Source organism: Aeromonas sp. Prich7-2 (assembly GCF_017939255.1).
In the GTDB taxonomy this organism is placed as follows: domain Bacteria; phylum Pseudomonadota; class Gammaproteobacteria; order Enterobacterales; family Aeromonadaceae; genus Aeromonas; species Aeromonas caviae.
On the sequence record NZ_JAGKRI010000005.1, the window covers coordinates 1 to 23,871 of the forward strand.

Here is a 23,871-nt window from a genome sequence, read left to right on the forward strand (position 1 = left end):
GCCCGTCTCGGCCAAGCAAGCCTGCACCAGTTCAGGTGACAGCAGGTCAGACAGGGACTCAAACTTTCCGGGAGGACAGGCGTGAATGAAGTCGAGAGCTTGGTCGATACGCATAAAAAAATCCGAAACCCAACAAGGAGTTTCGGGTTCTTACACAGCCTGAGGATCGGTCAATGGATCCTTAACTGATCGGCATTAGCGCCCAGGCGCCGGTTTTTGTTTCGGGATGACGAGCGGGCTGCGTCAGCCCAGCAGGGCTTTCATCAGACTCGAGATGCGGGCCGCCAGCTCATTGAAGCAGGGGCGGCGCACCGAGTAGTGACGATAGAGCAGGGAGATGGTGCGCCCCGGCACGGGGTTGATTACCGGGCGATAGCTGACACCCCCCTCCTCCGGGTTGGCGGGCACGGCGAGCCTGGGCACCAGCGTCATGCCGCTGCCAGCGGCGACCATGTTGCGCAAGGTCTCCAGACTGGTGCCCTTGAAGCGCTGATCCTCACCGATGCCTGCGGCAAAACAGAAACCCATCGCCTGATCCCGCAGGCAGTGACCGTCGGCCAGCATCAGCAATTTCTTGCCCTTGAGATTGTGCAGGGGCACCGCCTTGGCGCTCGCCTCCGGGTGATGCTGGGGGACGGCCAGCCACATGGGCTCCTGATAGAGGGGGATGGCGCCAAACCCCTCCATCCCTTCCAGCTCCGCCAGCACGAGGCAATCCAGCTCCCCCTCCTCCAGCCGCTTGAGCAGCACCTGGGTCTGATCTTCGTAGAGGTAGAACTCCAGCTTGGGGAAGTGTTCACGCAGATCCTGGATGATGTGGGGCAGCAGGTAGGGGCCCACGGTGGGAATGAAACCGATGTGGATCTCGCCGGACATGGGCTCGGCGAAGTGCTGGCCTATGCTCTTGAGCTCTCGCGCCTCTTTGAGCACCTTGCGCGCCTGACGGGCCATGGCATCGCCGGCGGGCGTGAACAGCACCTTGCGGGAGGTGCGCTCGATGAGGATCACTCCCAGTTCATCTTCCAGCTTGCGCAGCTGACCACTCAGGGTCGGCTGGCTGACAAAGCAGCGCTCCGCTGCCTTGCGAAAGTGTTTCTCCTCTTCCAGCGCTACCAGATATTCGAGATCGCGAAGGTTCATAGGTACTGCATCCTGCCGTTCAATGAGGCCGATAGCATGCACAAGAACGGTGCGGGGGACAAGGGAGGCGATGTGATCCGCGAATGCCGATGGCTCTCCCAGATAGGAGGAGACAGGCAGCGCAACGACGCGCTCCCCTTGTATCAATACCAGGGTCGGGAACCCCTGCCCGCCGAGCCGGCGCAGCCACGCCTGGCTTGTGGCCAGATGGCCCACAAGATCGACCCGACCAAAGGCCAGGGCGAATGCCTCCGGTGTCAGCCCCTGCTCCAGCGCGAGCGCCGCCAACCGTGTCGGGGAACCGACCCATTCCCCATCCCGGTAGTGGGTCTCCTGAATGCGGTGCAACAAGGCAAGGCCGTCGCCGCCAAGCTCGCTCACCGCCAGAACGGCGCGAATGGGCGGCTCGGAGTCAAGGAGCAGCGACTCGTTGAGCAGGAGCTCGCTGAAGTAGCGCTCACCAAATCGCTGTCCGGTGAGGGCGTGGATGCGCTCGTCATGGGGGCGCACATAGTCCCGCAGGGGCTGGCCCATGGCCTGGCGCCTGGCGCCCATCCAGAGGCCCCCCCATGAAGTTCGATGCGAAGACCCGGGATCTCGGCAGCGGCTTTCAGCAGGGGGGCGGCGCCATAGCACCAGCCACAGAGGGGGTCATAGACATAATGGAGGGTTGTTTGCGCTTCGTTCATCATCATTCTCGCTTCAATGCTGGATAAAAAACCGGGCCCTCGGGCCCGGTAAAAAACACAGGGAAGTAGGCGTCAGGGAGTTACCACTTCATCTCGCCGGTATTGACCTTGGCACCGATGGCCAGGCCATCGTCGACCGGCAGGGAGGGGTAAGCCTTCTTCAGCGCTTCAATCAGCTGGCCGGAGTGCTTGGTCTTGGCCAGCTCCTGCTCAAAACGCTGCACGTAGTCACGGGTGAAGGTCACGGCTTCGGTACCCTTGGGCGCAGTTCCCAGGAAGTGACCCGGCACCACACGCTCGGGTTTCAGGGCCAGCAGGTTGTTCAGCGCCTTGACCCAGTTGCTGCGAGCGGCCTTGGACTGGCTGTCCGCCATCCAGACGTGCACGCCGCTGTAGACCGGTACACCACCAAAGGCCGTCTTGATGGAAGGGGCCCAGAGGTAGGCATTCGGGGTGTTCATCTCTTTGATTTCAATCTTCTCGCCATCCAGGGTCAGGTGGCTGGCCGTCATCACTTGCGGCACGGTCAGGCTCTTGGGTGCATCCTTGCCCAGGATCGGGCCCCAGTAGCTCAGCTTGGCATCCTTGGTCTGCTTGATATGGTCGACCACATGCTGGTCGGCCAGCACTTTGACATCCGGGAACGCAGCCATGACGGGTTCCAGACCGAAGTAGAAGTCGGGGTCACCGGCACTGATATAGACAGTGGTCAGCTTCTTGCCGCTCTTCTTGATCATGTCCACCAGCGCCTGACCATGTTGCACATCGAACTAGGCATCGATCAGGATGGCCTCTTTGTCACCGGTTACCAGTGAGGAGGAGACGGGGAAGATCGCCTTCTCGCCGGGGTTGTAGACGGTCACGGTCAGGGGGGCCGCCAGGGCGGAGCCCGTCATCAGGAGGCTGGTCAGGGTCAGGGTCAGGGTCAGGGTACGCAGTGTGTTGTTCATCAGATAACGCTCATCGGTGTGGATTAATGGAATGAGCGCAGTTTATTGCATCACCATCGATACAAATACCGCATAATAGGCGCATCACTGTTGCATAAATCGATCATATAGGGGCACAAGATGGATAGGCTGACCGCATTGCGGGTCTTCGTCTGCGTGGTGGAACAGGGCAGCCTGAGCGGCGCCGGGGAGAAACTGGAGATGTCCCGCGCCATGGTGTCGCGCTACCTGGCCGAGCTGGAACGCTGGATGGGGGCCAGATTGCTGCACCGCACCACCCGCCGGCTGAGCCTGACCGGGCCGGGAGAAGAGGCGCTGAACCGGGCCAGAGCCATGCTGGCCCTGGGGGAAGAGATGGAACACCTGGCCATCCGCCATGACGAGGCCCCCAAGGGGCAACTGCGCATCACCTGCAGCTACTCTCTCTCCGAAGCCCTGCTGGTCGGGGCGGCGAACGACTACCTGGCCCGTTACCCCGGCACGGCGATCGACATCCTGCTGCTGGACCGGACGGTCAATCTGGTGGAGGAGCGAATCGATCTCGCCCTGCGCATCACCAACGACCTCGATCCCAACCTGGTGGCCCGCAGGCTCGGCACCTGCCACTCGGTGGTGTGCGCCAGCCCAGCCTACCTGGCCCGCCATGCTCCGCCGCAGCAGGTGCAGGATCTGGCACTGCACAACTGCCTCACCTACACCTATTTCGGCAAGAGCCTGTGGGAGTTTCTGGGGCCCGATGGTCCCGAATCCGTCCCGGTGAGCGGCAACCTCAGCGCCAACATCTCCAACCTGCTGCTGGCCGCCACCCTGGACGGGGCGGGGATCAGCCTGCAACCCGCCTACTCGGTTCAGCCCCATCTGGCAAGCGGCGCCCTGGTCCCCCTGCTCACCCCGTGGCAGCCCAAGCGCCTCGGCGTCTATGCCGTTTATGGCACCCGCAAACAGATGTCCCCCCTGCTGCGCAGCTTCCTCGACTTTCTCGTGGAGCGGATGGCGGACGATCCCCTGTGGCAGGAAGCCCCTCCCTCTCTCTGATCCCTGCGAGCCGCACAAAAAAGGGGCCTCGCGGCCCCTCTTTGCTCCATCCTGTGCCCGGTCAGGCTTCGAAACCGAATGCCTTGACCGGGGTCTCTCCCTCCTCGGCCTCCTGATCCTCCAGATAGATGTCGTGATAGGCGGCATAGATGGAGTAGTTGATGGCAGGCAGCACCACCAGCAGGCCCACCAGCATCAGGAGTGCGCCAAAGAAGATCAGCACGGCCCCGAGCAGCCCCCACCAGAGGAAGGGCCACATGTTGCGCAGACATCCCTTGAAGCTGAGCATGGCTGCCTGCCAGACCCCGACCTGATGGAAGAGGATAAGGGCGGGGGCGAAGGTGATGGCCATCAGCACGGGAACGAACAGTGCCAATCCCACCAGGGCGCAGACGAGGAAGCCCCGTGCCTGCTCCGGGGTCAGCGCCAGGGAGCCCGGATCCGCGGACAACAGGCCGGTAAGTCCCCACTGGTGCAGCAGGAACACACAGATCATCAGGATCCCCATGATGAGGCCGAGCACCATCAGGCCCCCCAGCATCAAGGGGGTCAACCGATGGCGGAAACCGGCAAAGAAGTCGCCAAATTGCAGCGCCTCGCCTTGGTGACCTCGCCGCGCCACCGCCACCCAGCCAGCCCCCCACACCATGTAGAGCAACTGGGAGATCAAGCCCCCCGCCGGCAGTTGATCCAGCACGATGCCCACCACAAACCAGAGCACTATCATGGCCACGCTGGCACCCATCCCCTTGTTGAAGATGTCGAATCCGGTGCGGATCCAGATCCAGCCCTGTCCTATGCCATGGCGTTTGGGTTCGTGGCGCAGGGCCCTGTCACTGTTCATCATTGACCTCGTCGAAAAATAGGGGCGAAGCGGCGTCTCCTCAGGGCACGCTCACCGTGACCATGATGGTGCCGGTGTAGGGGCCGGTGCGTACTACCTGGCCCGGCAGCTGGGTCGGGGAGAGCCTCATCTTGCAGTCGGTGGCCTGGGTCGCCGCCGAGTAGGGTACCGCGATGGCGGTATCGAATGGAATAGGGGTCAGGGCCCCCTGCTCGACCATGCCCACCCCGACACCGGCCAGGCTGGTGGTGATGAAGCGGTTGTCGCTCGCGAGCCCCCCCGAGAAGCGGTAGCGCAGCGGCCCCCTGATCAGGCTGGCAAGGTCGAAGGGAAAGCGGGCACCCGCAACCAGAGCATTCACCTCGCTGCAATGGCGTGTCCGTTGCGTCCTTCTGGGCCGCAGCCGACGAGTTTATCGGCCACGGTTGACGGACAGCACTGCCAGAATGTGGCATCATCTCCCCCCTCTTGCTTTCCCCCTGATCCGATGGAGCCATCATGCGCCGCCTCTTCTTTCTTCTCCTGCTGCTCGGCAGCCCTGCGCTTCACGCCGAACCGGGGTTTATCAGCCGCCTGCTCAACCACCCGGTGCCGGGGGGCGTGGCCGTGGTACCACTGGGAAGCGGGGCCAAGGCGCCCGCAGTGCGCTATCAGGACAAGCCTGTGCTGGTCGTACAGGAAGACGGGAAGACGTGGATTGCCATCGTCGGCATCCCGCTCAAGAGCGCGCCCGGCCCCCATCAGGTGACCACCAGCGATGGCCGCACCTTGAGTTTCACGGTCGGCACCAAGCACTACCGTGAGCAGCACATCAAGCTCAAGAACAGCCGCCAGGTCAATCCGCTGGCCGAAGACATGACCCGCATCAACCGGGAGCTTGCCGAACAGACCCGCGCCTACCAGACCTTCAGTCCGGCTCAGCCGAGCAACCTGCTGTTTGACAAGCCGGTCCAGGGCCCGCTCTCCAGTCCCTTCGGGCTGCGCCGCTTCTTCAACGGCGAGGAGCGCAACCCCCACTCCGGCCTCGACTTCGCGGTCGGAGCTGGCACTCCCATCAAGGCACCAGCCGCTGGCAAGGTCATCCTCATCGGCAACTACTTCTTCAACGGCAATACGGTGTTCGTCGACCACGGCCAGGGCCTCATTAGCATGTTCTGTCACATGTCGAAGGTGGACGTGAAGCTGGGCCAGAGCCTGCCCCGCGGTGGCATCGTCGGCCGGGTCGGCGCCACCGGCCGCGCCACCGGTCCCCACATGCACTGGAACGTCAGCCTCAACGACGCCCGCGTCGACCCCGCCATCTTTATCGGCGCCTTCAAGCCCTGAGGCCGGCAACCTGCCGCCCACAGGCAGGGGCACTCAAAATGAAAAAGGCAGCCTTGGCTGCCTTTTTCATGGACGCATGACCACATCTCAGGCAGCGCTGTGCTGGCGCCCCTCCCTGCTCATCGCCCGCCACATCACCAGGGCCAGCAGAGTGCTGCAAGTGGGCAGCGCCAGCCAGACACCGGCCACTCCCCACAGGGAGGAGAAGCCCCACAGGAAACCGCCGATCAGCACCAGCTTGCCGCCGGTGAGCAGGGAAGCGATGCGGGCCCGGTTGATGGCCTGGAAATAGGTGGCCCCCACCAGCAGCAAGCCTTCCATGGGCAGCCCCCAGAAGTAGAGCCAGATACCGAGGGTCGCCACCGGCAACAGGGAAGCATTGTCCCCCGCAAACAGATAAACCACTGCCTCTGGCCACAGATACAGCGGGATCATCCCGCACAGTGCCACCGCCATGGTCACTCCCAATGCCAGGTTGCGCACCCGCAGCACCCGTGCCCAGTTGCCCGCCCCGGCATTGAAGCTGGCGATAGGCTGGATGCCCATGGCGATCCCCTCGAAGATGAGATAGAAGAAGGCCTCGCTGTAGCTGATGACACCATAGGCGGCCACGTGCAGCGAAGTGCCCACCGAGAGCAGCGCCTTGTTGTGCAGCGCCAGCACCACCGAGAGGTAGAGGTACATCAGAAAACTCGACACCCCGAGTCGCAATGTCTCCCCCATCAGCCGCCAGTCGGGCACCAGGGTATCCCAGCGAATGCGCAACTGGCTGCGGGGGGTGAAGAAGTGCCACAGGCACAGGCCCCCTGTGACCGCCTGGGAGAGCATGGTCGCGATGGCGGCCCCCGCCAGCCCCCAGGGGATCACCGCCATCAGCAGGTAGTCGAGCAGCACGTTGAGCACGCCGCCCCCCACCAGGATCCAGGTGGTGAGGCCGGGTCGCCCGTCGTTGCGCAGCAGGGCGGTAAAGGCCATGGAGAGCACCGCAAACACCCCGAGCCAGGCGTACCACTGCAGATAGGCAAAGCCTGCGTCGAAGATGACCCCCTGCGCCCCCATCCAGACAAGCATGGCCTCGCCGTAACGAATGCCAATGAAGGCAAGCAGCGCGGAGGCGATGAGCACCATCACCAGGGCATTGCCGACGATGTGGCGCGCCCTGGCCTGCTCCCCCTTGCCCAGATAGAAGGAGGCCAGCGACGAGGATCCCATGCCGATCAGGGCCCCCACCGCGTAGAGCACGGCGCAGATGGGGTACGCCAGCATCATGCCGGCCAGCCCGTCCTGGCCCAGGATATGGCCGACGAAGATGCCGTCTATGGTGACATAGATGCCGGTGACCAGCATGGCGGCCACCGTGGGGGTGACGTAACGCAAGAAGAGGCGGGAAAGGGGGGCCGTGCCCAGATCGACGGAGGACATAAATTGCTCAATGAAGGGGAACGGCCAGAATAATAGCCAAACAAGACCCGGATCACCCGTTATTTGTGCCGTGGATCATTCATCTTGAGGGCTTTACCCGCCCCGGCCCCTGCTTTAGGCTAGGGCGACTTCTCCTGAACGGAAACGTGCGCCATGTTGCAACGCCTGCTCTGTCTGATGCTCTGTCTCAGCCTGTTCCCCTTCTCCGCTGTCCAGGCTGATGATGCCATCACTCAGGTAGAGGAGCTGCTGCAAAGCATCCCCAAGACGGATACCCCGGAAAACCAGCAACTGCGGGAGAGCTACCAGCAGGCCCTGCAATATGCCCGGGATGCCCAGCGCTACCGGGAACAGGGCAAGGCCTACCAGCAGATCCTCATCGACTACCCCAAGGAGTCCGCCCGTCTCAAGGAGGGGCTGCACAACTATCAGCCCCAGTCCCGCCCGTCCCTCTCCTCCCTCAAGGAGGATGCCCTGCGCCAGGCCATCAGCCTGAGCAGCAACCGCCAGCTCAACCTGCGCAAGGAGCGTCAGGCGGTGACCGACAGCCTCAACCAGCTTGAGAGCACGGGCCAGGAGTATCACCTGCGGGTCGACGAGTTGCGCAAGCAGTTGCTCCAGACCCGCTCCCTGCTCGATCGCCTGAGCTTCAGCAACGAGTCGGACAGGTTGCAGGAGGCCCAGCAACTGGCCACCCGACTCAAGGAGCAGAGCCTCTCCGACCGGATCCAGATGCTGGAGCTGGAGCAGCTCTCCGCCCAGCAGCGCAACGATCTGGGCAAGCTCAAGCTGCAGGAGCTCAACCTCGCCATCACCGACGAGGATGAGTGGCAGACCAGTCTGCTTGCCCAGCAGAACCAGCTGCGCCGGGACAAGACCGAGCAGGCCCTGGCCGAGAGCGAACGCCTGCGCCGCCAGCTCACCTCTGACCTACCCCTCTTGCAGGAGCAACAGCAGCAAAACCAGGCCCTCTCCCTGCAACTGGGGGCCCTCGAGGACCAGATTGAACGGGTGCAGGACGAGCAACGGGGGGTGGACACCTCCCTCTCCGGGCTCAACGAGCTGGTCAATTCGGTGCGCGAACAGCTGGAGTGGTTGCAGATAAGCAACGCCTACGGCGAGAACCTGCGCAGCAAGCTGGCCGATCTGCCCGCCTACTTCCCGCTGGAGCGGCTGGAGTCAGCCATCGTCAAGGCGCGCATGGCCAAATACCAGTACGAGACCGAGCAGGATGCCCTGAAGGATCCGGTCCAGCTGCGCAACAGCCTGCTCAGTGGAGACGGCATCACCCTGGACAGGGCCCAGCGCGCCGTGCTGGACAACCTGCTCAAGGCAAGGCGGCAACTGCTGACCCGGCTCAACGATGCCTCCGACACCCTCATTCAGGAGCAGACCCGCCTCAAGCTGCTCTACAGCCGCCAGAACAGCAAGATCGACGAGATCCGCGAACTCAGCGCCAGCCATCTGTTCTGGATGCCGGACGTGCGCCCCCTGAGCCCGGCGGTGCTGCTCGGCGTCCCGGCCGCCCTCGGCCTTGCCTTCAACCCGGCCAACTGGCTGCAACTGCCCAGGGCCATCGCCGAGAACAACCCCCTGAGCCTGACCCTGGCTGGCCTCGGGCTGCTGGGGCTGGCCTGGTGCTGGCTGAAACTGGCCCGCCACCTCATTCAATACAGCCAGTACATTGCCCCGCGCATCGGCAAGGTAACCCAGGACAAGTTCAGCCTCACCAGCCGGTTGCTGGTGCGCTCCGTGCTCGCCGCCCTGCCGCTGCCCGCCATGGTGCTCATGGTGCACGGCCTGCTGGACGGCGCCTGGCAATATCCCTTCGCGGTGGCGGTGGCCCGGGGCCTGGGTGAAATCTGGTTCCTGCTGCTGGCCCTGCTGGTGGCGCGCCACCTCACTCTGGAGAAGGGGATCCTCATCCTCCACTTCCGCTGGCAGAAGGAGCGGGTGCAGCGAGTGTGGGGACAGTTTCGTACCCTGCTGCTGGTGCTGATCCCGAGCTTCTTCGTACAGGGCATGGCGAGCAGCTATCAGGAACACGCCTTCTACGACTCCCTGGGGCGCCTCGCCTTCATCATCGGGGCCCTCTGGCTGCTGCTCTTCTTTGCCCGCCTCAACCGGGAAAAACTGCCCCTCACCTGGGGTCAGGCAGACATGACCAAGCCCCATCTGCTGCACCACTTCATCTGGAACAGCCTGATGCTGGCCCCGCTGCTGGCGGTGCTGGGCGCCCTGTTCGGCTACTTCTACACCTCCCGCACCCTGCTGCGCCAGCTGGAGCTGAGCCTTCTGGCGGGGCTCGGCTGCCTGCTCGTCTACTATCTGGCCCACCGCTGGATGCTGATCCAGCGCCGCCGACTCGCCTTCGATCGCGCCAAGCAGAAGCGGGCCGAGATCCTGGCGCAGCGGGAGCGGGAAGAGGACGATCTCAGCTCCGAGATCCCCGATGTGGTGGAGGAGCCCGAGCTGGATCTGGATACCATCAGCGCTCAGTCCCTCGGCCTGGTGCGCACCCTGCTGATGCTGGGCTTCACCATGCTGGTGGTGGTGCAATGGTCGGATCTCAACTCGGCATTCAGCTTCCTCAGCAGCATCGAGGTGTGGCAGGTGAGCAGCAAGGTGGCCGGCATCGAGCAGCTCTCCGCCATCACCCTGCAGGATCTGATGCTGACCGTCTTCGCGTTTATCCTGACGGTGGTCACCGCCCGCAACCTGCCAGGGTTGATGGAGCTCACCCTGCTCCAGCACCTGAGCCTCTCCCCCGGCACCGGCTTCGCCCTCACCACGGTGAGCAAGTACCTGGTGCTGCTGATTGGCGCCCTCACCGGCTTCTCCATGCTCGGCATCGACTGGTCCAAGACCCAGTGGCTGGTGGCAGCACTCTCTGTGGGGCTGGGCTTCGGCTTGCAGGAGATCTTCGCCAACTTCGTCTCCGGCCTCATCATCCTGTTCGAAAAACCGATCCGCCTGGGTGACACCGTCACCATCCGTGATCTCACCGGCACCGTCACCAAGATCAAGACCCGCGCCACCACCATAGTGGACTGGGACAGGAAGGAGATCATCGTCCCCAACAAGGCCTTCATCACCGAGCAGTTCATCAACTGGTCCCTGTCCGATGCCATCACCCGGGTCCGCTTGCGCATTCGCATCGGCCTGACCCAGAATCCCAAGCAGGTACAGCAACTGCTGGAGCAGAGCGTGCGCGAGTCCACCCTGGTGCTGGATACGCCCGCCCCGGAGGTGTTCCTCATCGAGTTCACCGACTCGGCCCTCATCTACGAGATCCGGCTCTACGTCAACAACATGGATCACCGGATGCCCATTACGCACGAGGTACATTCCCTGATCCTGGAGAAACTCGGCCAGGTCGGCATGCATCTGCCACATCAGCAGATCGACATCCGGATGAGCCGGGGATGAAGCCCCCAAAGACGACAACAGGAGCCATCATGCAGATCATTGCCCATCGCGGTGCCAGCGGCCTGGCCCCGGAGAATACCCTCAAGGCGATGAGCCTGGCGCTGGATCTGGGTGCCAAAGCCATCGAGCTGGACGTGCAGTGGGCCGACGGAGAGCTCTGGGTCTTCCACGACCGGCGGCTGGAGCGCTGCACCAACGGCCAGGGTGTGCTGACCGGGCAATCCCGGGAGTACCTGGCGAGCCTGGATGCGGGGGACGGGGAGCGGATCCCGACCCTGTGGCAGGTGATGGCACTGGTGGCGGGGCGCTGCGAACTGCACATCGAGCTCAAGGGCGCCCACACCGCCGAGCCGGTGGCCGCCCTGACCAGGCGGGCCGAGGCCGAGCTTGGCTTTACCCAGGCGCACTGGATCGTTTCCTCCTTTCATCATCCCGAGCTGTTACGCTTCAAGGGACTGCGACCGGAAATCAGGATCGGCGCCCTCACGGCCAGCCTGCCCCTCGACGGCGCCGCCTTCGCCGAGACGCTGGGGGCCTGGTCACTGAACTGCGACGTGGATTTCGTCGAAGAGACCCTGGTGGCGGATGCCCATCGCCGGGGGCTCAAGATCCTGGTCTACACGGTCGACGAAGTGAGTGATGGGAGCGCCCTCGCCAGCATGGGTGTCGATGGCATCTTCACCAACCGGCCAGATCGATTCAGCTGAGTATCGGCGCGGCCTGGCAGGCCACAAGGAGGTGAAAAGAATTGAAAAAATGCGGTGCACCGGGATACATAAAGTCCATAGCCAGCCGATACAGAGTTGGCTCATAACAATAACAAACACCATGGATCTCTGACTGACGCTCACAAGGATGTAAACATGAACCTATCCATCAAGAACAAGCTGGTCCTCTCCATCGGGGCCATCATTCTGGTCATCACCGGCCTGCAGGTCTGGTACAACACCTCCCAGTTGCGCAGTGAAACCCAGCGGCTGATCTGGAGCTTCATCGACGACAGCTCGGTCGCCAACGTCAAGGGGATCTCCCGCTGGCTCGACGCCCGCATCAATCTCGTCACCGCCACCAAGGAAGCCTTCGCCAAGGAAGACGAGCCCCTCAGCCACCTGGCCCAGTCCATGAATGCGGGCAACTTCGATCTCGTCTATGTGGGCACCAAGGATGGCCGGATGATCCAGAGCAAGCCGACCGATCTGCCGGCCGGCTATGATCCGCGCCAGCGCCCCTGGTACAAAGACGCCATGGCCGCCGGCAAGCTCGCCATCACGGCCCCTTATGCCGACATCACCACCGGCCAGCTCATCATCACCATCGCCGAGCCCTTCAGTCGTGGCAACACCGACGGCGTCATCGCCGGTGACGTCTCCATCGACGGTCTGGTGAAAGACGTGCTCGCCATGAACTCGGAAGGCACCTATGCCATTCTGGTGGACAGCAACGGCACCATCATCGCCCACCCGGACAAGGATCTGACCCTCAAACCCGCCACCGCCATCTCCCCGGAGCTGACGGCAGCCAAGGTCAACGAGCTGGCCCATGACAACACCATCTCCGAGATGGATATCAGCGGCAAGGCAAGCGTATTCGACCTCACCGAGATCCCCAACACCAACTGGTATTTCGGCATCGTGGTGGACGAAGCGGTCGCCTACCAGTCCGTCTCCCGCATGGTCACCTCCGCCCTCATCCAGGGATTGCTGACCATCCTCATCGTGGCGGGCTTCTCCTATGTCGCCATCAACGGCTCCCTGGCGCCGCTGAAAACCCTGGGCGAGGCGATTGCCGATCTCTCCCGCGGCAACGGCGATCTCACCCGTCGCATCAAGATCGAGCGTGAAGACGAGGTCGGTACCGTCGCCAAGCACGTCAACACCTTCATCGAGCGCATCCACGTCATGGTGCAGGACATCTCCAACTCCTCCACCCAGCTCAACCAGCAGGCCAGGTCTTCCCACGACATGGCGGAGAAATCCAACCAGGGGCTGGCCCGCCAGCAAAACGAGATCTCCCAGATTGCGACCGCAGTGCACGAGATGTCCGCCACCGCCGTCGAAGTGGCCAGCAACGCCGAGCAGACCGCGGAAGCGGCCCGCAGCTCCTCCAGCAGTTGCGAGCACGGCAAGCAGGTGATTGCCCGCAACCAGCGCTCCATCACGGATCTCGCTACCCAGGTCAAGCAGGCCTCCGGCATCATTCAGGAACTGGAGAAGAACGCCCAGGAGATCAACACCATCCTCTCCACCATCCAGGGCATCGCCGAGCAGACCAACCTGCTGGCGCTCAACGCCGCCATCGAGGCCGCCCGGGCTGGCGAGCAGGGACGCGGCTTTGCCGTGGTGGCCGACGAGGTGCGGGTGCTTTCCCAGCGCACCCACAGCTCCACCGTCGAGATCCGCAGCATGATAGAGACCCTGCAGCGCAACACCCAGGGCGCCGTCAGTACCATGCACGAGGGTCAGCTGCTGGCCCAGAACAGCGTGGAAGATGCCAACGATGCGACCCAGGCACTGGAGCAGATCACCACCTCCATCAACCAGATCTCCGACATGGCGACCCAGATCTCCAGCGCCGCCGAGGAACAGCGTGCCGTCACCGACGAGGTGAGCCGCAACATCCAGGCGGTCAAGGATGTCTCGGACGAGCTGGCAGTGGATGCGGACAGCTCCCGCAATCTGTCGGCCCAGCTTAAAAATATTTCAGGTGAATTGAATAATCAGGTCGGCATGTTCCGCATCTGATCGACCATGGGAAGAAAGGGGCCGTTCAGGCCCCTTTTTTTATAAACCCTTTTTGTTTCAACGGTTATAATCCCCTTTCGAGACCCTCAACCCTGTGATCGACATCTCCTTTTGCCCATGTGTGGGAGACGGGCGCAGTCTGTCATGGCTATATTCGCATTACTTTTTTGATGCCTAATATCGATATGTCATCGTGATAATAGTTATCATTAAACTGTTTTGATAAAAAACTTAAAAACTTTATGGGTAATACCCAAAAAGAGAGGCATTTCTCATTTTTTTGAAAGAAAACTACGTATAATCTTGGAGTTAAAATCACCAGAGTAGCGAGTACGGCTGATCCAGATCACTGATGGATGGCGATAATGACGGCATTTTCATCCAAGGAATGGGGTGGTTGTAATAAAAATCACCGTTGCCAAGCACTAAAACAAAGCAGTTTGACTTGCATCAAGCCTGAATTTTTTTCATAGAGCAAAATCGTGCCCAGCAAATCTATCCCTAAGGAGGCAGATGTGGATATTATCAAGACCGATGTTGCCATCATCGGTGCCGGTGGCGGTGGCCTGCGTGCCGCAATCGCCATTGCAGAAGCCCACCCCGACCTGGACATCGCCCTGATTTCCAAGGTTTACCCCATGCGCAGCCACACCGTCGCTGCCGAAGGTGGTGCCGCCGGCGTCGTCCGCGATGACGACTCCCTCGAAAACCACTTCAATGACACCGTCTCCGGCGGCGACTGGCTGTGCGAGCAGGACGTGGTCGAGTACTTCGTCGAAAACGCCACCAACGAGATGATCCAGCTGGAGCACTGGGGCTGCCCCTGGAGCCGCAAGCCCGATGGCAAGGCCAACGTGCGCCGTTTCGGCGGGATGAAGATCCCCCGTACCTGGTTCGCCGCCGACAAGTCCGGCTTCCACATCCTGCACACCCTGTTCCAGACCTCCATCAAGTACCCGAGCATCAAGCGCTTCGACGAGCACTTCTGCCTGGATCTCATCGTGGAAGATGGCCGCGTCCAGGGTGTCGTCACCTTTGACATCCAGAACGGTATCACCCGCTTCATCCAGGCCAAGTCCGTGGTGCTGGCCACCGGCGGTGCCGGCCGCGTCTATCGCTACAACACCAACGGCGGCATCGTCACCGGTGACGGCATGGCCCTGGCCTACCGCCACGGCGTGCCCCTGCGGGACATGGAGTTCGTCCAGTACCACCCGACCGGTCTGCCGGGCACCGGCATCCTGATGACCGAGGGTTGTCGTGGTGAGGGCGGCATCCTGCTGAACAAAGATGGCTACCGCTACCTGCAAGACTACGGTCTGGGCCCGGAAACCCCGGTCGGCCAGCCGAAGAACAAGCACATGGAGCTGGGTCCGCGCGACCGCCTCTCCCAGGCCTTCTGGCAGGAGCAGCAGAAAGGCCGCGTGATCCAGGGCCCCATGGGCGACGTGGTTCACCTCGACCTGCGCCACCTCGGCGAGAAATATCTGAAGGAGCGTCTGCCCTTCATCTGCGAACTGGCCAAGGCCTACGTGGGTGTGGATCCGGTCAAGGAGCCGATCCCGGTGCGTCCGACTGCCCACTACACCATGGGCGGCATCGAGACCAACGGCCAGTGCGCCACCCGTCTGCCGGGCCTCTATGCCCTGGGCGAGTGTGCCTCCGTCGGTCTGCACGGCGCGAACCGTCTGGGTTCCAACTCCCTGTCCGAGATCGTGGTCTTCGGCAAGGTGGCCGGTGAACACGCCGGTGAATTCGCCAAGACCCAGGCTCACGGCGACACCGCCGCCCTGGCCGCCAAGGCCGAGGCGCTCATCAAGCAGCACCTCTCCCTGCTCGACATCGACGGCACCGAAAACCCGGCGGATATCCGCAATGAACTCGGCATGTCCATGGAAGCGGGCGTCGGTATCTACCGTACCGAAGAGCTGATGCAGGGCACCATCGACAAGATCAACGAGCTGAAGGCCCGTTACAAGAAGATCAAGATCAACGACAAGTCCTCCGTCTTCAACACCGATCTGCTGTACGCCATCGAGCTTGGCTACATGCTGGACGTGGCCGAAGCCATGGCGCACTCCGCCATCAACCGGAAAGAGTCCCGCGGTTCCCACCAGCGTCTGGACGGTTACGAAGAGCGTGATGACGTGAACTTCCTCAAGCACTCTCTCTCCTTCTACAACGGCGAAGGGGCCCCGACCATCGACTATTCCGATGTGAAGATCACTAAATCCCAACCGGCCAAGCGCGTGTACGGTTCCGAGGGTGAGAAACAAGACGAGGCTAAGAAGAATGGCTGAGATGATCGAAATTGAAATCCTGCGCTACCGTCCGGAGCAGGATAACGAGCCCTGGATGCAGACCTTCCAGGTGCCCTACCTCAAAGAGATGTCCCTGCTGGATGCCCTGCAGTACATCAAGGATCAACTGGACTCCACCCTGAGCTTCCGCTGGTCCTGCCGGATGGCGATCTGTGGCTCCTGCGGCATGATGGTCAACGGCATTCCGAAACTCGGCTGCAAGACCTTCCTGCGGGACTACCTGCCGGGCAAGATGACCATTGAGCCGCTCAACAACTTCCCGATCGAGCGCGATCTGGTGGTGGACATGTCCGACTTCATCGAGAAGCTGGAGAGCATCAAGCCTTACATCATCCCGGCCGAGCCGCGCAACCTGTGCGATGGCGAGTACACCCAGACCCCGGCCGACATGGCGAAGTATCACCAGTTCTCCATGTGCATCAACTGCGGTCTGTGCTACGCCGCCTGCCCGCAGTACGGCATCAACAAGAAGTTCACCGGTCCGGCGGCCCTGGCACTGGCCTACCGCTACAACGCCGACAACCGCGACAGCGCGTCCAAGGAGCGGATGAAGATCATCAGCCAGGACGAAGGCGTCTGGGGTTGCACCTTCGTGGGCTACTGCTCCGAAGTGTGCCCGAAGGGCGTGGATCCGGCCGCCGCCATCCAGCTTGGCAAGGTCGAGAGCGCCAAGGACTACATGATCGCCATGTTCAAGCCGGATTGAGACCAGGAGTGAGACCATGAACAACACTGAGAGCAAACGTAAGCCCTACGTGCGCGAGATGAAGAAAGACTGGTGGCTGAAGAATGCCTTCTACACCGGCTACATGATCCGCGAAGGCACCAGCATCTTCGTCTCCATCTATGCCGTGGTGCTGATGTGGGGTCTGATGCGCCTGGTCCAGGGTCAGGAGGCGTTCAACGGCTGGCTGGAATCCCTGCAGAGCCCGATCGCCATCCTGTTCCACGTCGTCGCCCTGGCAGCCTGCCTGTTCCACGCCAAGACCTGGTTCGCCCTGGCCCCGAAAGCCATGCGCATCTTCCGTGGTGAAGACCTGGTGCCGGAGAAGCCGATCGTCATCGCCCAGTATGTGGCGCTGGCGGTGGTATCCCTGCTTGTCCTGATCATCGTGGCCTGAGGAGAAAACAATGAGACGTTCTGACGAGCCAATTTACTGGGGTCTGTTTGGTGCGGGTGGCATGGTCGTTGCCATGCTGCTGCCGGTCATTGTCCTCATCACAGGTCTGCTGGTGCCCATGGGCATCATGGACGTGGAGACCATGAGCTACGAGCGCGTGCTCGAATTCGCCAGCTCCTGGTGGGGTGCCTGCATCCTGCTGGTGATCATCGCCCTGCCCGTCTGGCACGGCATGCACCGCATCTACCACGGCCTGCACGACCTGGGGATCCACACCACCAAGCTGCACCACTACGTGTTCTATGGCTTCGCCTTCCTGGTGTCCGCCATCACCGTCGGCCTGCTGATGGTGCTGGTGTTCCAGTAAGCGGTTCCGATCGCCATCAAAAAACCGGGCCTGGTGCCCGGTTTTTCTTTGTCTGGGAGCCGGCGAATCACACCACCTCGTTTTGCCACAGTCCCAGCAAGGGGGCGGGCACGGCGCCGTATCTCAGTTGCGGGGTCTGGTGCCAGTCGGCCAGCCTTTGCAGCGCCTTGAGCAAGTCCTGCGCCAGGGTGCGCGTCACTCTGACCCCCGCCTCCAGATAGAGGCTCTTCACCTCGAACCCCCCCTCCTTGCGGTGGGCCTTGGCGTCCATCCTGCCCACCAGCCTGCCGCGATGCAGCAGGGGCAACACGAAGTAGCCGTACTGGCGCTTGGGAGCCGGGGTATAGCACTCGATGCGGTAGTCAAAGCCAAACAACTCGCTGGCCCGCTTGCGATCCCACACCAGAGGATCAAACGGTGACAGGGCCGTGGTATGGGTCGCCTTGAGGGTGCCGACCTGCGCCTGAGCCAGCTCGCCGGCCAGGGAGGCGTGCACGAAGGCGCCGTGCTGCCACCCCTCCACCCGCACCGGCAACAGCTCCCCCTCGTCCGCCAGCTGGTGGAGCAGGGCGTCGTACTTGCCGCGGCGCAGCCGGTAGTAATCCGCCACCCAGCCGGTCTTGACCAGCCCCAGCGCCCGGCAGCTGGCCCGCACCATGTCCCGCTGTGCCAGCTCCCGGCTCGGCAGATCCCGCTCGTCGTTCCACTCGGGGAGGATCCGCTCGGCGAGATCGTAGACCCGCTGGAAGTTGCGCCGCTCGCGCACCATCAGGCGCCCCGCGGTGAACAGCACCTCAAGGTGGCGCTTCTCGGGCTTCCAGTCCCACCAGCCGTTACCCTTGCCCCCCTTGCGCTCGAAGTCCGCCGCCCGCACCGGCCCCTCCTCGCGGATGCGCGCCACGATCTGCTCTATCTCGCCGCCGTGGGTCTTGAGCCACTGTGCCGAGAACTTCCACCCCATGGCGGCGGGATCCAGCATGCGGTGGCGCAGCAGCCGGTAATCCTCCCGGGGGACGAAGCAGGCCTCGTGGGCCCAGTACTCGAAGATGTCGCCCCCGGCCAGCAGCTGCTCCAGCCAGCGGGGGTCATACTGGCCGAGGCGGCTGAACAGCACCAGATAGGGACTGCGGGCCACCACCGAGATGGTGTCTATCTGCAGCAGCGCCATGCGGCGGATGCAGGCCAGCACGTCGGCCTGACTCGCCTTGCGCCTGGGGGGCGTCAGCAGCCCCTGGGCCGCGAGCTGCAGGTGGCGGGCGTCTTGCAGTGAGAGGTGGGGAGTCGACATGACGATGGGGGCATCCGTTCCTGGGATTCAAACCACCAGCATGCCCAACTCATGACCAAATGAAAACGCCCCGCTCAGGGTTTGGTGAAGACCGCCACATCGGCATGGGGAAATTCGACTTCTGCTTGCCAGCACGCGGCCAAGGCGCGAAACGACGCCTCGGCAAAGAAGACGATGTGGGTCGGGTCGTGGCGGTAGCGCCAGGTCTTGAAGCGCTCGTCCCCGAGCACCCGCTGGGTCTGCAGAACCAGCACACCGCCGGGGTGGAGGCGGGCCCAGAGCCCGTCCAGCACGGCGCGTGGCTCGGCGAGGTGCTCCACCACCTCGGTGCTGGTGATAAAGTCATACTGTCTCGTCAGCAGCTCTGGCTCATCGGCATAGAACTTGTCGTAGCCCGCCATCTCATAGCCCGCCTCCCGCCCCATGGCGACCAGCGCCGGGCCCGGGCCGCAGCCGAAGTCGAGGCCGCTGGCCGGGGGCGACACCCGCGCCAGCACCTCCCCGAACGCGCGCATCAGAAAGCGCCGATAACCGAGATCGTCCACCCGGTTGTCGTGCCCGTCATAGACCGCCTTTTCGGCCGCCTCGTCCAGGTGGTCCGCCTCGTCCAGCCAGACCAGCTCGCACGCCAGACAGCGGTGATAGCCCTTGCCTGCCACCGGCAGGGGGTAGTGTTGGCTGGATGAGCAGAGGGGACAGCGAACTGGGGATGACATGGGGACTCCTCGGGTGGCGACAGCGGGGCATAGTGCCTGCCACGCCCGCCGCTGGCAACTGTTTTGTCTGTGTGCCCATGGTCGGTGCGGCCTCCCTCTCCCGTTCGCCTCTTTTTTCATGCCTTAAGGGTTTCTTAAGTTTGCCCTTTTACTCTCAACCCATCGCAAAAGAAGGAGCCAACCATGACCACAGAGATCCAAGCCCCCTACAGGTTGATCCTGGCCGAGTCCCCGCAGCAGGTCATGGCGCTGCAGACCTATATCCAGTCGGCCTACACCCTGGAGTTCAACGCCCGCATTCCCCACTTTCTCCCCTGCCTGCTCGGGCTCTACAGGGCCGACGGCGTGCTGGTCGGGGCCTGTGGGCTCAAGCAGGCCAGCGGTGAGCGCCTCTATCTGGAACAGTATCTGGAGCAACCCGTGGAGGCCGCCATCGAGACCTGCCTCGGGGTGCGCCCGGCCCGCAACCGCATCATAGAGGTGGGCAACTTTGCCTGCAGCCAGCCGGGCAATGCCCGCCTGATGTTTGCCGCCCTCTGCCGGCTGCTGTGCGACAACGCCCTCGACTACGTGGTCTTCACCGGCACCGCCAAACTGCGCAACAGCTTTACCCGTCTGCGCCTCAACCCGGTGGAGCTGGCCCCCGCCCAGGCTCACCAGGTGGGGGACGACGCCAGCGCCTGGGGGGAATACTACCGCTGCCAGCCCAGGGTGATGGTGGGCGACATCAATCAGGGACGCGAGGTGCTGGCCCAGAACAGCCTGCTGCTCAACCTGCTGGAAACCATGCCCACCCTGTTCAGCCAGCACTGTCTCGACCATCACATGAGGTGCGCTCAATGAGCCTGTTCGACGCCATCGCCCGCCACGCCAGCCAGACACCGCACCAGCCGGCCCTGCAAGGCAGCCAGGGGGCGCTGGACTACCAGACCCTGTGGCAGCAGATCCAGCAGCTGGCCGACCGCCTGCAACAGGCCGGCATTGAACGCCTGGCCCTGCAGCTCGACAACGGCCTGCCCTGGGCGCTGCTCGATCTGGCCTGCACCCGGGCGGGCATCGTCGTCATCCCGGTGCCCCACTTCTTCAGTCCGGCCCAACAATCCTGGCTGCTGGAGAGCAGCGGCGCCGATGCCCTGGTGGGCCCCAAGCACGAGGGCTGGCAGGCCGCCCCCCACCTGCAACTGTTGACGGGCACTCCGGCTGCGCAGGCGCTCCCCCTGTGGCGGCGCACCCCGGCCAGACGCCCGGCGCTGCCCGACGGCACCGCCAAGATCACCTATACCTCCGGCACCACGGGCCAGCCCAAGGGGGTCTGCCTATCCCTGGCACAGATGACCGCCGTCTGCACCTCCCTGGCAGAGCGGGTCGCCCCGGCCCGGGTTGAGCAGCACCTGACCCTGCTGCCGCTGGCCACCCTGCTGGAGAATCTGACCGGCCTCTATGTGCCGCTGCTGACCGGCGCCTGCAGTCGCATTCCTTCGCTGGCGGAGCTCGGCTTCTCCGGCTCCAGCGCCCTGGACCCGGCCACCCTGGCCCAGGCCCTGCTACGCTGGCCCAGCCACAGCCTGGTGCTGGTGCCCGAACTGCTGCGCCTGCTGCTGGCCCTGTGCCGCACCACCCCGGCCCTGACCGAGCCACTCAAGAGGCTGCGCTTCATCGCCGTCGGCGGGGGCAAGGTCGCCCCCGATCTCATCGCCCACGCCCGCTCACTGGGGCTGCCGGTCTACGAGGGCTATGGCCTGTCGGAGTGCGGCTCCGTCGTGGCCCTCAACGGCCCGCTGGGGGATCGCCCCGGCAGCGTCGGCCTGCCCCTGCCCCACTGTCAGGTAGCGATCGCCGCCGACGGCGAGGTCCTAGTGAGCGGCAGCGCCATGCTGGGCTATCTGGGGGAAGAGGCCCCCCTCGCCGGAACCATCGCCACCGGGGATCTGGGCCACCTGGATGCCGAGGGCTTCCTGCACATCACCGGGCGCAAGAAGAACGTGCAGATCACCGCCTTTGGCCGCAACTTCTCGCCGGAATGGGTGGAGGCCCAGGCCCAGCTCTGTCCGGCCATCGCCCGCATCGTGGTCTTCGGCGACGGCCAGCCCGCCAACGTGGCCCTGATCCAGCCGCTGCCGGGCACCCAGCCCCAGTTGCCGGAGCAGATAGCCAGGCTCAACCAGCAGCTGCCCGACTACGCCCGCATTCATCACTGGCTGCCGGCGGCCCTGGATCAACACCCCGGCCTGCTGACCGCCAACGGCCGCCCCCGTCGCGACGAGATTTATCAGCACTTTTCCCGGCAGATACGCCAATGCCTCACAGGAGAAACCTCATGAGCTTCTACCAGACCCTGCAACAGGCCACCGCCACCGAGCGCGAGCGCCTGTTCAACGCCCCCATCATCGAGGCCTGTCGCCGTGGCGACATTCATCGCGACACCTACCTTGCCTTCCTCGCGCAGGCCTATTATCACGTGCGCCACACGGTGCCGCTCCTGATGGCGACCGGTGGCAAGCTGGGCCAGGAGTACGAGTGGGTACGCGGCGCCATCCGGGAGTACATCGACGAGGAGTACGGCCATCAGGAGTGGATCCTCAATGACATCCGCGCCTGTGGCGGCGATGCCGAGGCGGTGCGCCACGGCCAGCCCGGCCTGCCCATCGAGCTGATGGTGGCCTTCCTCTACGACCAGATCCAGCGCGGCAATCCCATGGGCTTCTTCGGCATGGTCCAGGTGCTGGAAGGCACCAGCGTCGCCATCGCCCTGACCGTCGCAGACCAGCTCAAGAGCGGCCTCGGCCTGCCCCCCCAGGCCATGAGCTACCTGAGCTCCCACGGTGCCCTGGATCAGGAACACCTCAAGTTCTTCGAGTCCCTGATGGACCGGGTGGAGAACCCCGCCGATCAGGCCGCCATCATTCACGCCGCCAAGGTGGTCTACCGCCTCTACGGCGACATGCTCTATCAGCTCACGGGATCCGCTCAATGAAGTTAGAAGGGAAACGCATACTGCTCACCGGTGCCAGCGGCGGCATCGGTGAAGCCCTGGCCATGGAGCTGGCGGCCCAGGGCGCTCACCTGCTGCTGCACGGGCGCCGGGCGGGCGCACTGGAGCGCCTGCGCAAGGAGCTGCCCCACCCGGAGCGCCACCAGTCGGTGAGCGCCGATCTCGGCTCGCCCCAGGAGCGTGCCCGGTTGCTGCAACACCCGGCCCTGGACGAGGGACTGGACGTGCTGATCAACAGCGCGGGCTGCAACCAGTTCGCCTGGCTGGAAGATCAGAGCGGCGAGCAGGTGACGCGCCAGGTGCTGCTCAACATAGAAGCGCCCATCCAGCTCACCCGCGCCCTGCTGCCAAGGCTGCGCAAACCCGCCATCATCATGAACGTGGGTTCCAGCCTCGGGGCCATCGGCTTTGCTGGCTACAGCGTCTATTGTGCCAGCAAGTTCGCCCTGCGCGGCTTCAGCGAGGCGCTGGGACGGGAGCTGGAAGGGAGCGGCATCAAGGTGATCCACTTCGCCCCCCGTGCCACCCGCACCCTGCTCAACTCCGAGGCGGCCTACGCCATGAATGCCGAGCTCGGCACCCACACCGACAGCCCCCAGGACGTGGCCGAGGAGGCCGTCATCGCCCTGTGCAACGAGACGCGACGCTACTGGCTCGGCTGGCCGGAGAAGCTGTTCGTGCGCCTCAACGCCCTGCTGCCCGCCGTGGTGGATCTGGCGCTGGCCAGGCAGCTCCCCATCATAGAACGCCATGCCCGCCGCTCCCACGCCCCGGGTCACCCTCCCCACGGGTCCTCCGCTACGAACGAGAAGGAACATTGAGATGAAACACGCCACATTCCGTCCCCGCGTCGCCCACGGCCTCCTGCTGCTCACTCTGGGAGGTACGCTGGTCAGCCCCCTGGCCCGGGCCGCCGATGCCCTGCCAGCCATCCAGCAGCAATGGGCCCACTGCCAGTACCAGCAGACCGGCAAGGCCAAGGAGAGCTGCCTGGAGACCCTGAGTGCAAAGGCCGATGAGGCGAGTGCCAAGGAGGCGTTTCGTACCGATCTGCTGATCTGGTCCGCCATCGTCAAGAGCACCTGGGCTGGTGCCAAGGGCGGGCTGGGGGCACTGAGTCTGGTGAAGGAGGCCAAGGCCAAGCTGGAGATCGCCATCAAGCAGGATCCCAAGGCGCTGGACGGCTCGGCCTACACCAGCCTGGGTTCGCTCTATTACCAGGTGCCGGGCTGGCCGGTAGGCTTTGGCGATGACGAGAAGGCGGAGCAGCTGCTCAAGCAGGCGCTCGCCATCAACCCCACCGGCATCGACCCCAACTTCTTCTACGGCGACTTCCTGCTGGATCAGGGGGACAAGGCCCAGGCGAAGGTCTACCTAGACAAGGCCCTGGCCGCCCCTGCCCGCCCGGGGCGCGAGCTGGCGGACGAGGGCCGCAGACAGGAGATCCGCGAGCGTCTCGCCAAGCTGTAAATACAGGCAGAACAGTGCGC

Annotated in this window: 20 protein-coding genes and 2 pseudogenes; 14 read left to right on the top strand and 8 right to left on the bottom strand. The window is 63.6% G+C overall.

Annotation, left to right across the window (positions count from 1 at the left end; all coding sequences use genetic code 11):
• Positions 1 to 243 precede the first annotated feature (243 nt).
• The 3 genes and pseudogenes from oxyR to J9892_RS01065 form a co-directional block, all read right to left on the bottom strand.
• Complete coding sequence (oxyR, locus tag J9892_RS01055; RefSeq protein ID WP_010673817.1) at positions 244 to 1,140, bottom strand: DNA-binding transcriptional regulator OxyR; 897 nt, start codon at positions 1,138 to 1,140, stop codon at positions 244 to 246.
• A gap of 57 nt (positions 1,141 to 1,197) precedes the next feature.
• A pseudogene (locus J9892_RS01060) lies at positions 1,198 to 1,835 on the bottom strand (DsbA family protein); the annotation flags it as partial.
• A 74-nt stretch (positions 1,836 to 1,909) separates the two neighbouring features.
• Positions 1,910 to 2,779: pseudogene (locus tag J9892_RS01065) on the bottom strand (Vmh family MBL fold metallo-hydrolase).
• A 120-nt stretch (positions 2,780 to 2,899) separates the two neighbouring features.
• On the opposite strand from J9892_RS01065, the gene J9892_RS01070 reads away from it, so the two are divergent.
• The gene (locus tag J9892_RS01070) at positions 2,900 to 3,814 is read left to right on the top strand and encodes a LysR family transcriptional regulator (RefSeq protein ID WP_109111949.1); all 915 of its coding nucleotides are present in this window, start codon (positions 2,900 to 2,902) and stop codon (positions 3,812 to 3,814) included.
• 61 nt (positions 3,815 to 3,875) lie between these two features.
• On the opposite strand, the gene J9892_RS01075 is transcribed toward J9892_RS01070, so the two are convergent.
• Both J9892_RS01075 and J9892_RS01080 read right to left on the bottom strand, forming a co-directional pair.
• Entirely contained in the window at positions 3,876 to 4,658 is a 783-nt protein-coding gene (locus J9892_RS01075; RefSeq protein WP_201921779.1) for a BPSS1780 family membrane protein, read from the bottom strand.
• Between the two features lie 40 nt (positions 4,659 to 4,698).
• Complete coding sequence (locus tag J9892_RS01080; protein WP_210537911.1) at positions 4,699 to 5,019, bottom strand: hypothetical protein; 321 nt, start codon at positions 5,017 to 5,019, stop codon at positions 4,699 to 4,701.
• A gap of 137 nt (positions 5,020 to 5,156) precedes the next feature.
• On the opposite strand from J9892_RS01080, the gene J9892_RS01085 reads away from it, so the two are divergent.
• Positions 5,157 to 5,984 (top strand): M23 family metallopeptidase, encoded by an 828-nt coding sequence (locus tag J9892_RS01085; RefSeq protein ID WP_039039573.1) that lies wholly within the window; start codon positions 5,157 to 5,159, stop codon positions 5,982 to 5,984.
• 87 nt (positions 5,985 to 6,071) lie between these two features.
• Here J9892_RS01085 and J9892_RS01090 read toward each other — a convergent pair whose 3' ends face one another.
• Positions 6,072 to 7,406, bottom strand: a complete 1,335-nt coding sequence (locus tag J9892_RS01090) for an MATE family efflux transporter (RefSeq protein ID WP_109111950.1) — start codon at positions 7,404 to 7,406, stop codon at positions 6,072 to 6,074.
• A gap of 153 nt (positions 7,407 to 7,559) precedes the next feature.
• Between J9892_RS01090 and mscM the strand changes: the two genes are divergently transcribed.
• The 7 genes from mscM to frdD all read left to right on the top strand — a co-directional run bounded on the left by mscM (position 7,560) and on the right by frdD (position 17,385).
• Positions 7,560 to 10,835 (top strand): miniconductance mechanosensitive channel MscM, encoded by a 3,276-nt coding sequence (mscM, locus tag J9892_RS01095; RefSeq protein WP_045525588.1) that lies wholly within the window; start codon positions 7,560 to 7,562, stop codon positions 10,833 to 10,835.
• Between the two features lie 29 nt (positions 10,836 to 10,864).
• A complete protein-coding gene (locus J9892_RS01100; RefSeq protein ID WP_109111952.1) occupies positions 10,865 to 11,542 on the top strand; it encodes a glycerophosphodiester phosphodiesterase in 678 nt (225 codons plus the stop codon).
• A 156-nt stretch (positions 11,543 to 11,698) separates the two neighbouring features.
• Positions 11,699 to 13,576, top strand: a complete 1,878-nt coding sequence (locus J9892_RS01105; protein WP_010673807.1) for a methyl-accepting chemotaxis protein — start codon at positions 11,699 to 11,701, stop codon at positions 13,574 to 13,576.
• Positions 13,577 to 14,091: 515 nt separating this feature from the next.
• Positions 14,092 to 15,876, top strand: coding sequence for a fumarate reductase (quinol) flavoprotein subunit (gene frdA / locus J9892_RS01110; protein ID WP_210537913.1), 1,785 nt, complete (start codon positions 14,092 to 14,094; stop codon positions 15,874 to 15,876).
• Complete coding sequence (locus J9892_RS01115) at positions 15,869 to 16,603, top strand: succinate dehydrogenase/fumarate reductase iron-sulfur subunit (protein WP_210537915.1); 735 nt, start codon at positions 15,869 to 15,871, stop codon at positions 16,601 to 16,603. Before frdA ends, J9892_RS01115 begins: the two co-directional genes overlap by 8 nt.
• 16 nt (positions 16,604 to 16,619) lie before the next feature.
• On the top strand, positions 16,620 to 17,018 hold the full coding sequence (locus J9892_RS01120; RefSeq protein WP_043762146.1) for a fumarate reductase: 399 nt from the start codon (positions 16,620 to 16,622) through the stop codon (positions 17,016 to 17,018).
• Positions 17,019 to 17,028: 10 nt separating this feature from the next.
• Complete coding sequence (gene frdD, locus J9892_RS01125; protein ID WP_043762147.1) at positions 17,029 to 17,385, top strand: fumarate reductase subunit FrdD; 357 nt, start codon at positions 17,029 to 17,031, stop codon at positions 17,383 to 17,385.
• 67 nt (positions 17,386 to 17,452) lie between these two features.
• Here the strand turns inward: frdD and J9892_RS01130 are convergent, their stop codons facing one another.
• Together J9892_RS01130 and J9892_RS01135 are read right to left on the bottom strand one after the other, a co-directional pair.
• A complete protein-coding gene (locus J9892_RS01130) occupies positions 17,453 to 18,673 on the bottom strand; it encodes a winged helix-turn-helix domain-containing protein (protein ID WP_210537917.1) in 1,221 nt (406 codons plus the stop codon).
• A gap of 74 nt (positions 18,674 to 18,747) precedes the next feature.
• The gene (locus J9892_RS01135) at positions 18,748 to 19,389 is read right to left on the bottom strand and encodes a class I SAM-dependent methyltransferase (protein WP_210537919.1); all 642 of its coding nucleotides are present in this window, start codon (positions 19,387 to 19,389) and stop codon (positions 18,748 to 18,750) included.
• Positions 19,390 to 19,572: 183 nt separating this feature from the next.
• Between J9892_RS01135 and J9892_RS01140 the strand changes: the two genes are divergently transcribed.
• The 5 genes from J9892_RS01140 to J9892_RS01160 are packed head-to-tail and all read left to right on the top strand — an operon-like array spanning position 19,573 to position 23,851.
• Entirely contained in the window at positions 19,573 to 20,232 is a 660-nt protein-coding gene (locus J9892_RS01140) for a thermostable hemolysin (protein ID WP_210537920.1), read from the top strand.
• A complete protein-coding gene (locus tag J9892_RS01145; RefSeq protein ID WP_210537921.1) occupies positions 20,229 to 21,710 on the top strand; it encodes an AMP-dependent synthetase/ligase in 1,482 nt (493 codons plus the stop codon). The genes J9892_RS01140 and J9892_RS01145 overlap by 4 nt, the downstream gene beginning before the upstream one ends.
• Positions 21,707 to 22,363 (top strand): iron-containing redox enzyme family protein, encoded by a 657-nt coding sequence (locus tag J9892_RS01150; protein ID WP_210537922.1) that lies wholly within the window; start codon positions 21,707 to 21,709, stop codon positions 22,361 to 22,363. Before J9892_RS01145 ends, J9892_RS01150 begins: the two co-directional genes overlap by 4 nt.
• Complete coding sequence (locus tag J9892_RS01155) at positions 22,360 to 23,202, top strand: SDR family oxidoreductase (RefSeq protein WP_210537923.1); 843 nt, start codon at positions 22,360 to 22,362, stop codon at positions 23,200 to 23,202. Before J9892_RS01150 ends, J9892_RS01155 begins: the two co-directional genes overlap by 4 nt.
• 1 nt (position 23,203) lies before the next feature.
• Positions 23,204 to 23,851 carry a tetratricopeptide repeat protein gene (locus J9892_RS01160; protein ID WP_210537924.1) on the top strand — a complete coding sequence of 216 codons (648 nt, stop codon included), beginning with the start codon at positions 23,204 to 23,206 and terminating at the stop codon, positions 23,849 to 23,851.
• Positions 23,852 to 23,871: the final 20 nt, after the last annotated feature.

Coding starts and splice junctions, on each gene's coding strand:
- J9892_RS01130 (WP_210537917.1), bottom strand. CDS start 18,673: ATGTCGACTCCCCACCTCTCACTGCAAGACGCCCGCCACCTGCAGCTC.
- J9892_RS01135 (WP_210537919.1), bottom strand. CDS start 19,389: ATGTCATCCCCAGTTCGCTGTCCCCTCTGCTCATCCAGCCAACACTAC.
- J9892_RS01100 (WP_109111952.1), top strand. CDS start 10,865: ATGCAGATCATTGCCCATCGCGGTGCCAGCGGCCTGGCCCCGGAGAAT.
- frdD (WP_043762147.1), top strand. CDS start 17,029: ATGAGACGTTCTGACGAGCCAATTTACTGGGGTCTGTTTGGTGCGGGT.
- J9892_RS01090 (WP_109111950.1), bottom strand. CDS start 7,406: ATGTCCTCCGTCGATCTGGGCACGGCCCCCCTTTCCCGCCTCTTCTTG.
- mscM (WP_045525588.1), top strand. CDS start 7,560: ATGTTGCAACGCCTGCTCTGTCTGATGCTCTGTCTCAGCCTGTTCCCC.
- J9892_RS01150 (WP_210537922.1), top strand. CDS start 21,707: ATGAGCTTCTACCAGACCCTGCAACAGGCCACCGCCACCGAGCGCGAG.
- J9892_RS01085 (WP_039039573.1), top strand. CDS start 5,157: ATGCGCCGCCTCTTCTTTCTTCTCCTGCTGCTCGGCAGCCCTGCGCTT.
- J9892_RS01155 (WP_210537923.1), top strand. CDS start 22,360: ATGAAGTTAGAAGGGAAACGCATACTGCTCACCGGTGCCAGCGGCGGC.
- J9892_RS01140 (WP_210537920.1), top strand. CDS start 19,573: ATGACCACAGAGATCCAAGCCCCCTACAGGTTGATCCTGGCCGAGTCC.
- J9892_RS01105 (WP_010673807.1), top strand. CDS start 11,699: ATGAACCTATCCATCAAGAACAAGCTGGTCCTCTCCATCGGGGCCATC.
- J9892_RS01115 (WP_210537915.1), top strand. CDS start 15,869: ATGGCTGAGATGATCGAAATTGAAATCCTGCGCTACCGTCCGGAGCAG.
- J9892_RS01075 (WP_201921779.1), bottom strand. CDS start 4,658: ATGAACAGTGACAGGGCCCTGCGCCACGAACCCAAACGCCATGGCATA.
- J9892_RS01160 (WP_210537924.1), top strand. CDS start 23,204: ATGAAACACGCCACATTCCGTCCCCGCGTCGCCCACGGCCTCCTGCTG.
- oxyR (WP_010673817.1), bottom strand. CDS start 1,140: ATGAACCTTCGCGATCTCGAATATCTGGTAGCGCTGGAAGAGGAGAAA.
- J9892_RS01120 (WP_043762146.1), top strand. CDS start 16,620: ATGAACAACACTGAGAGCAAACGTAAGCCCTACGTGCGCGAGATGAAG.
- J9892_RS01070 (WP_109111949.1), top strand. CDS start 2,900: ATGGATAGGCTGACCGCATTGCGGGTCTTCGTCTGCGTGGTGGAACAG.
- J9892_RS01145 (WP_210537921.1), top strand. CDS start 20,229: ATGAGCCTGTTCGACGCCATCGCCCGCCACGCCAGCCAGACACCGCAC.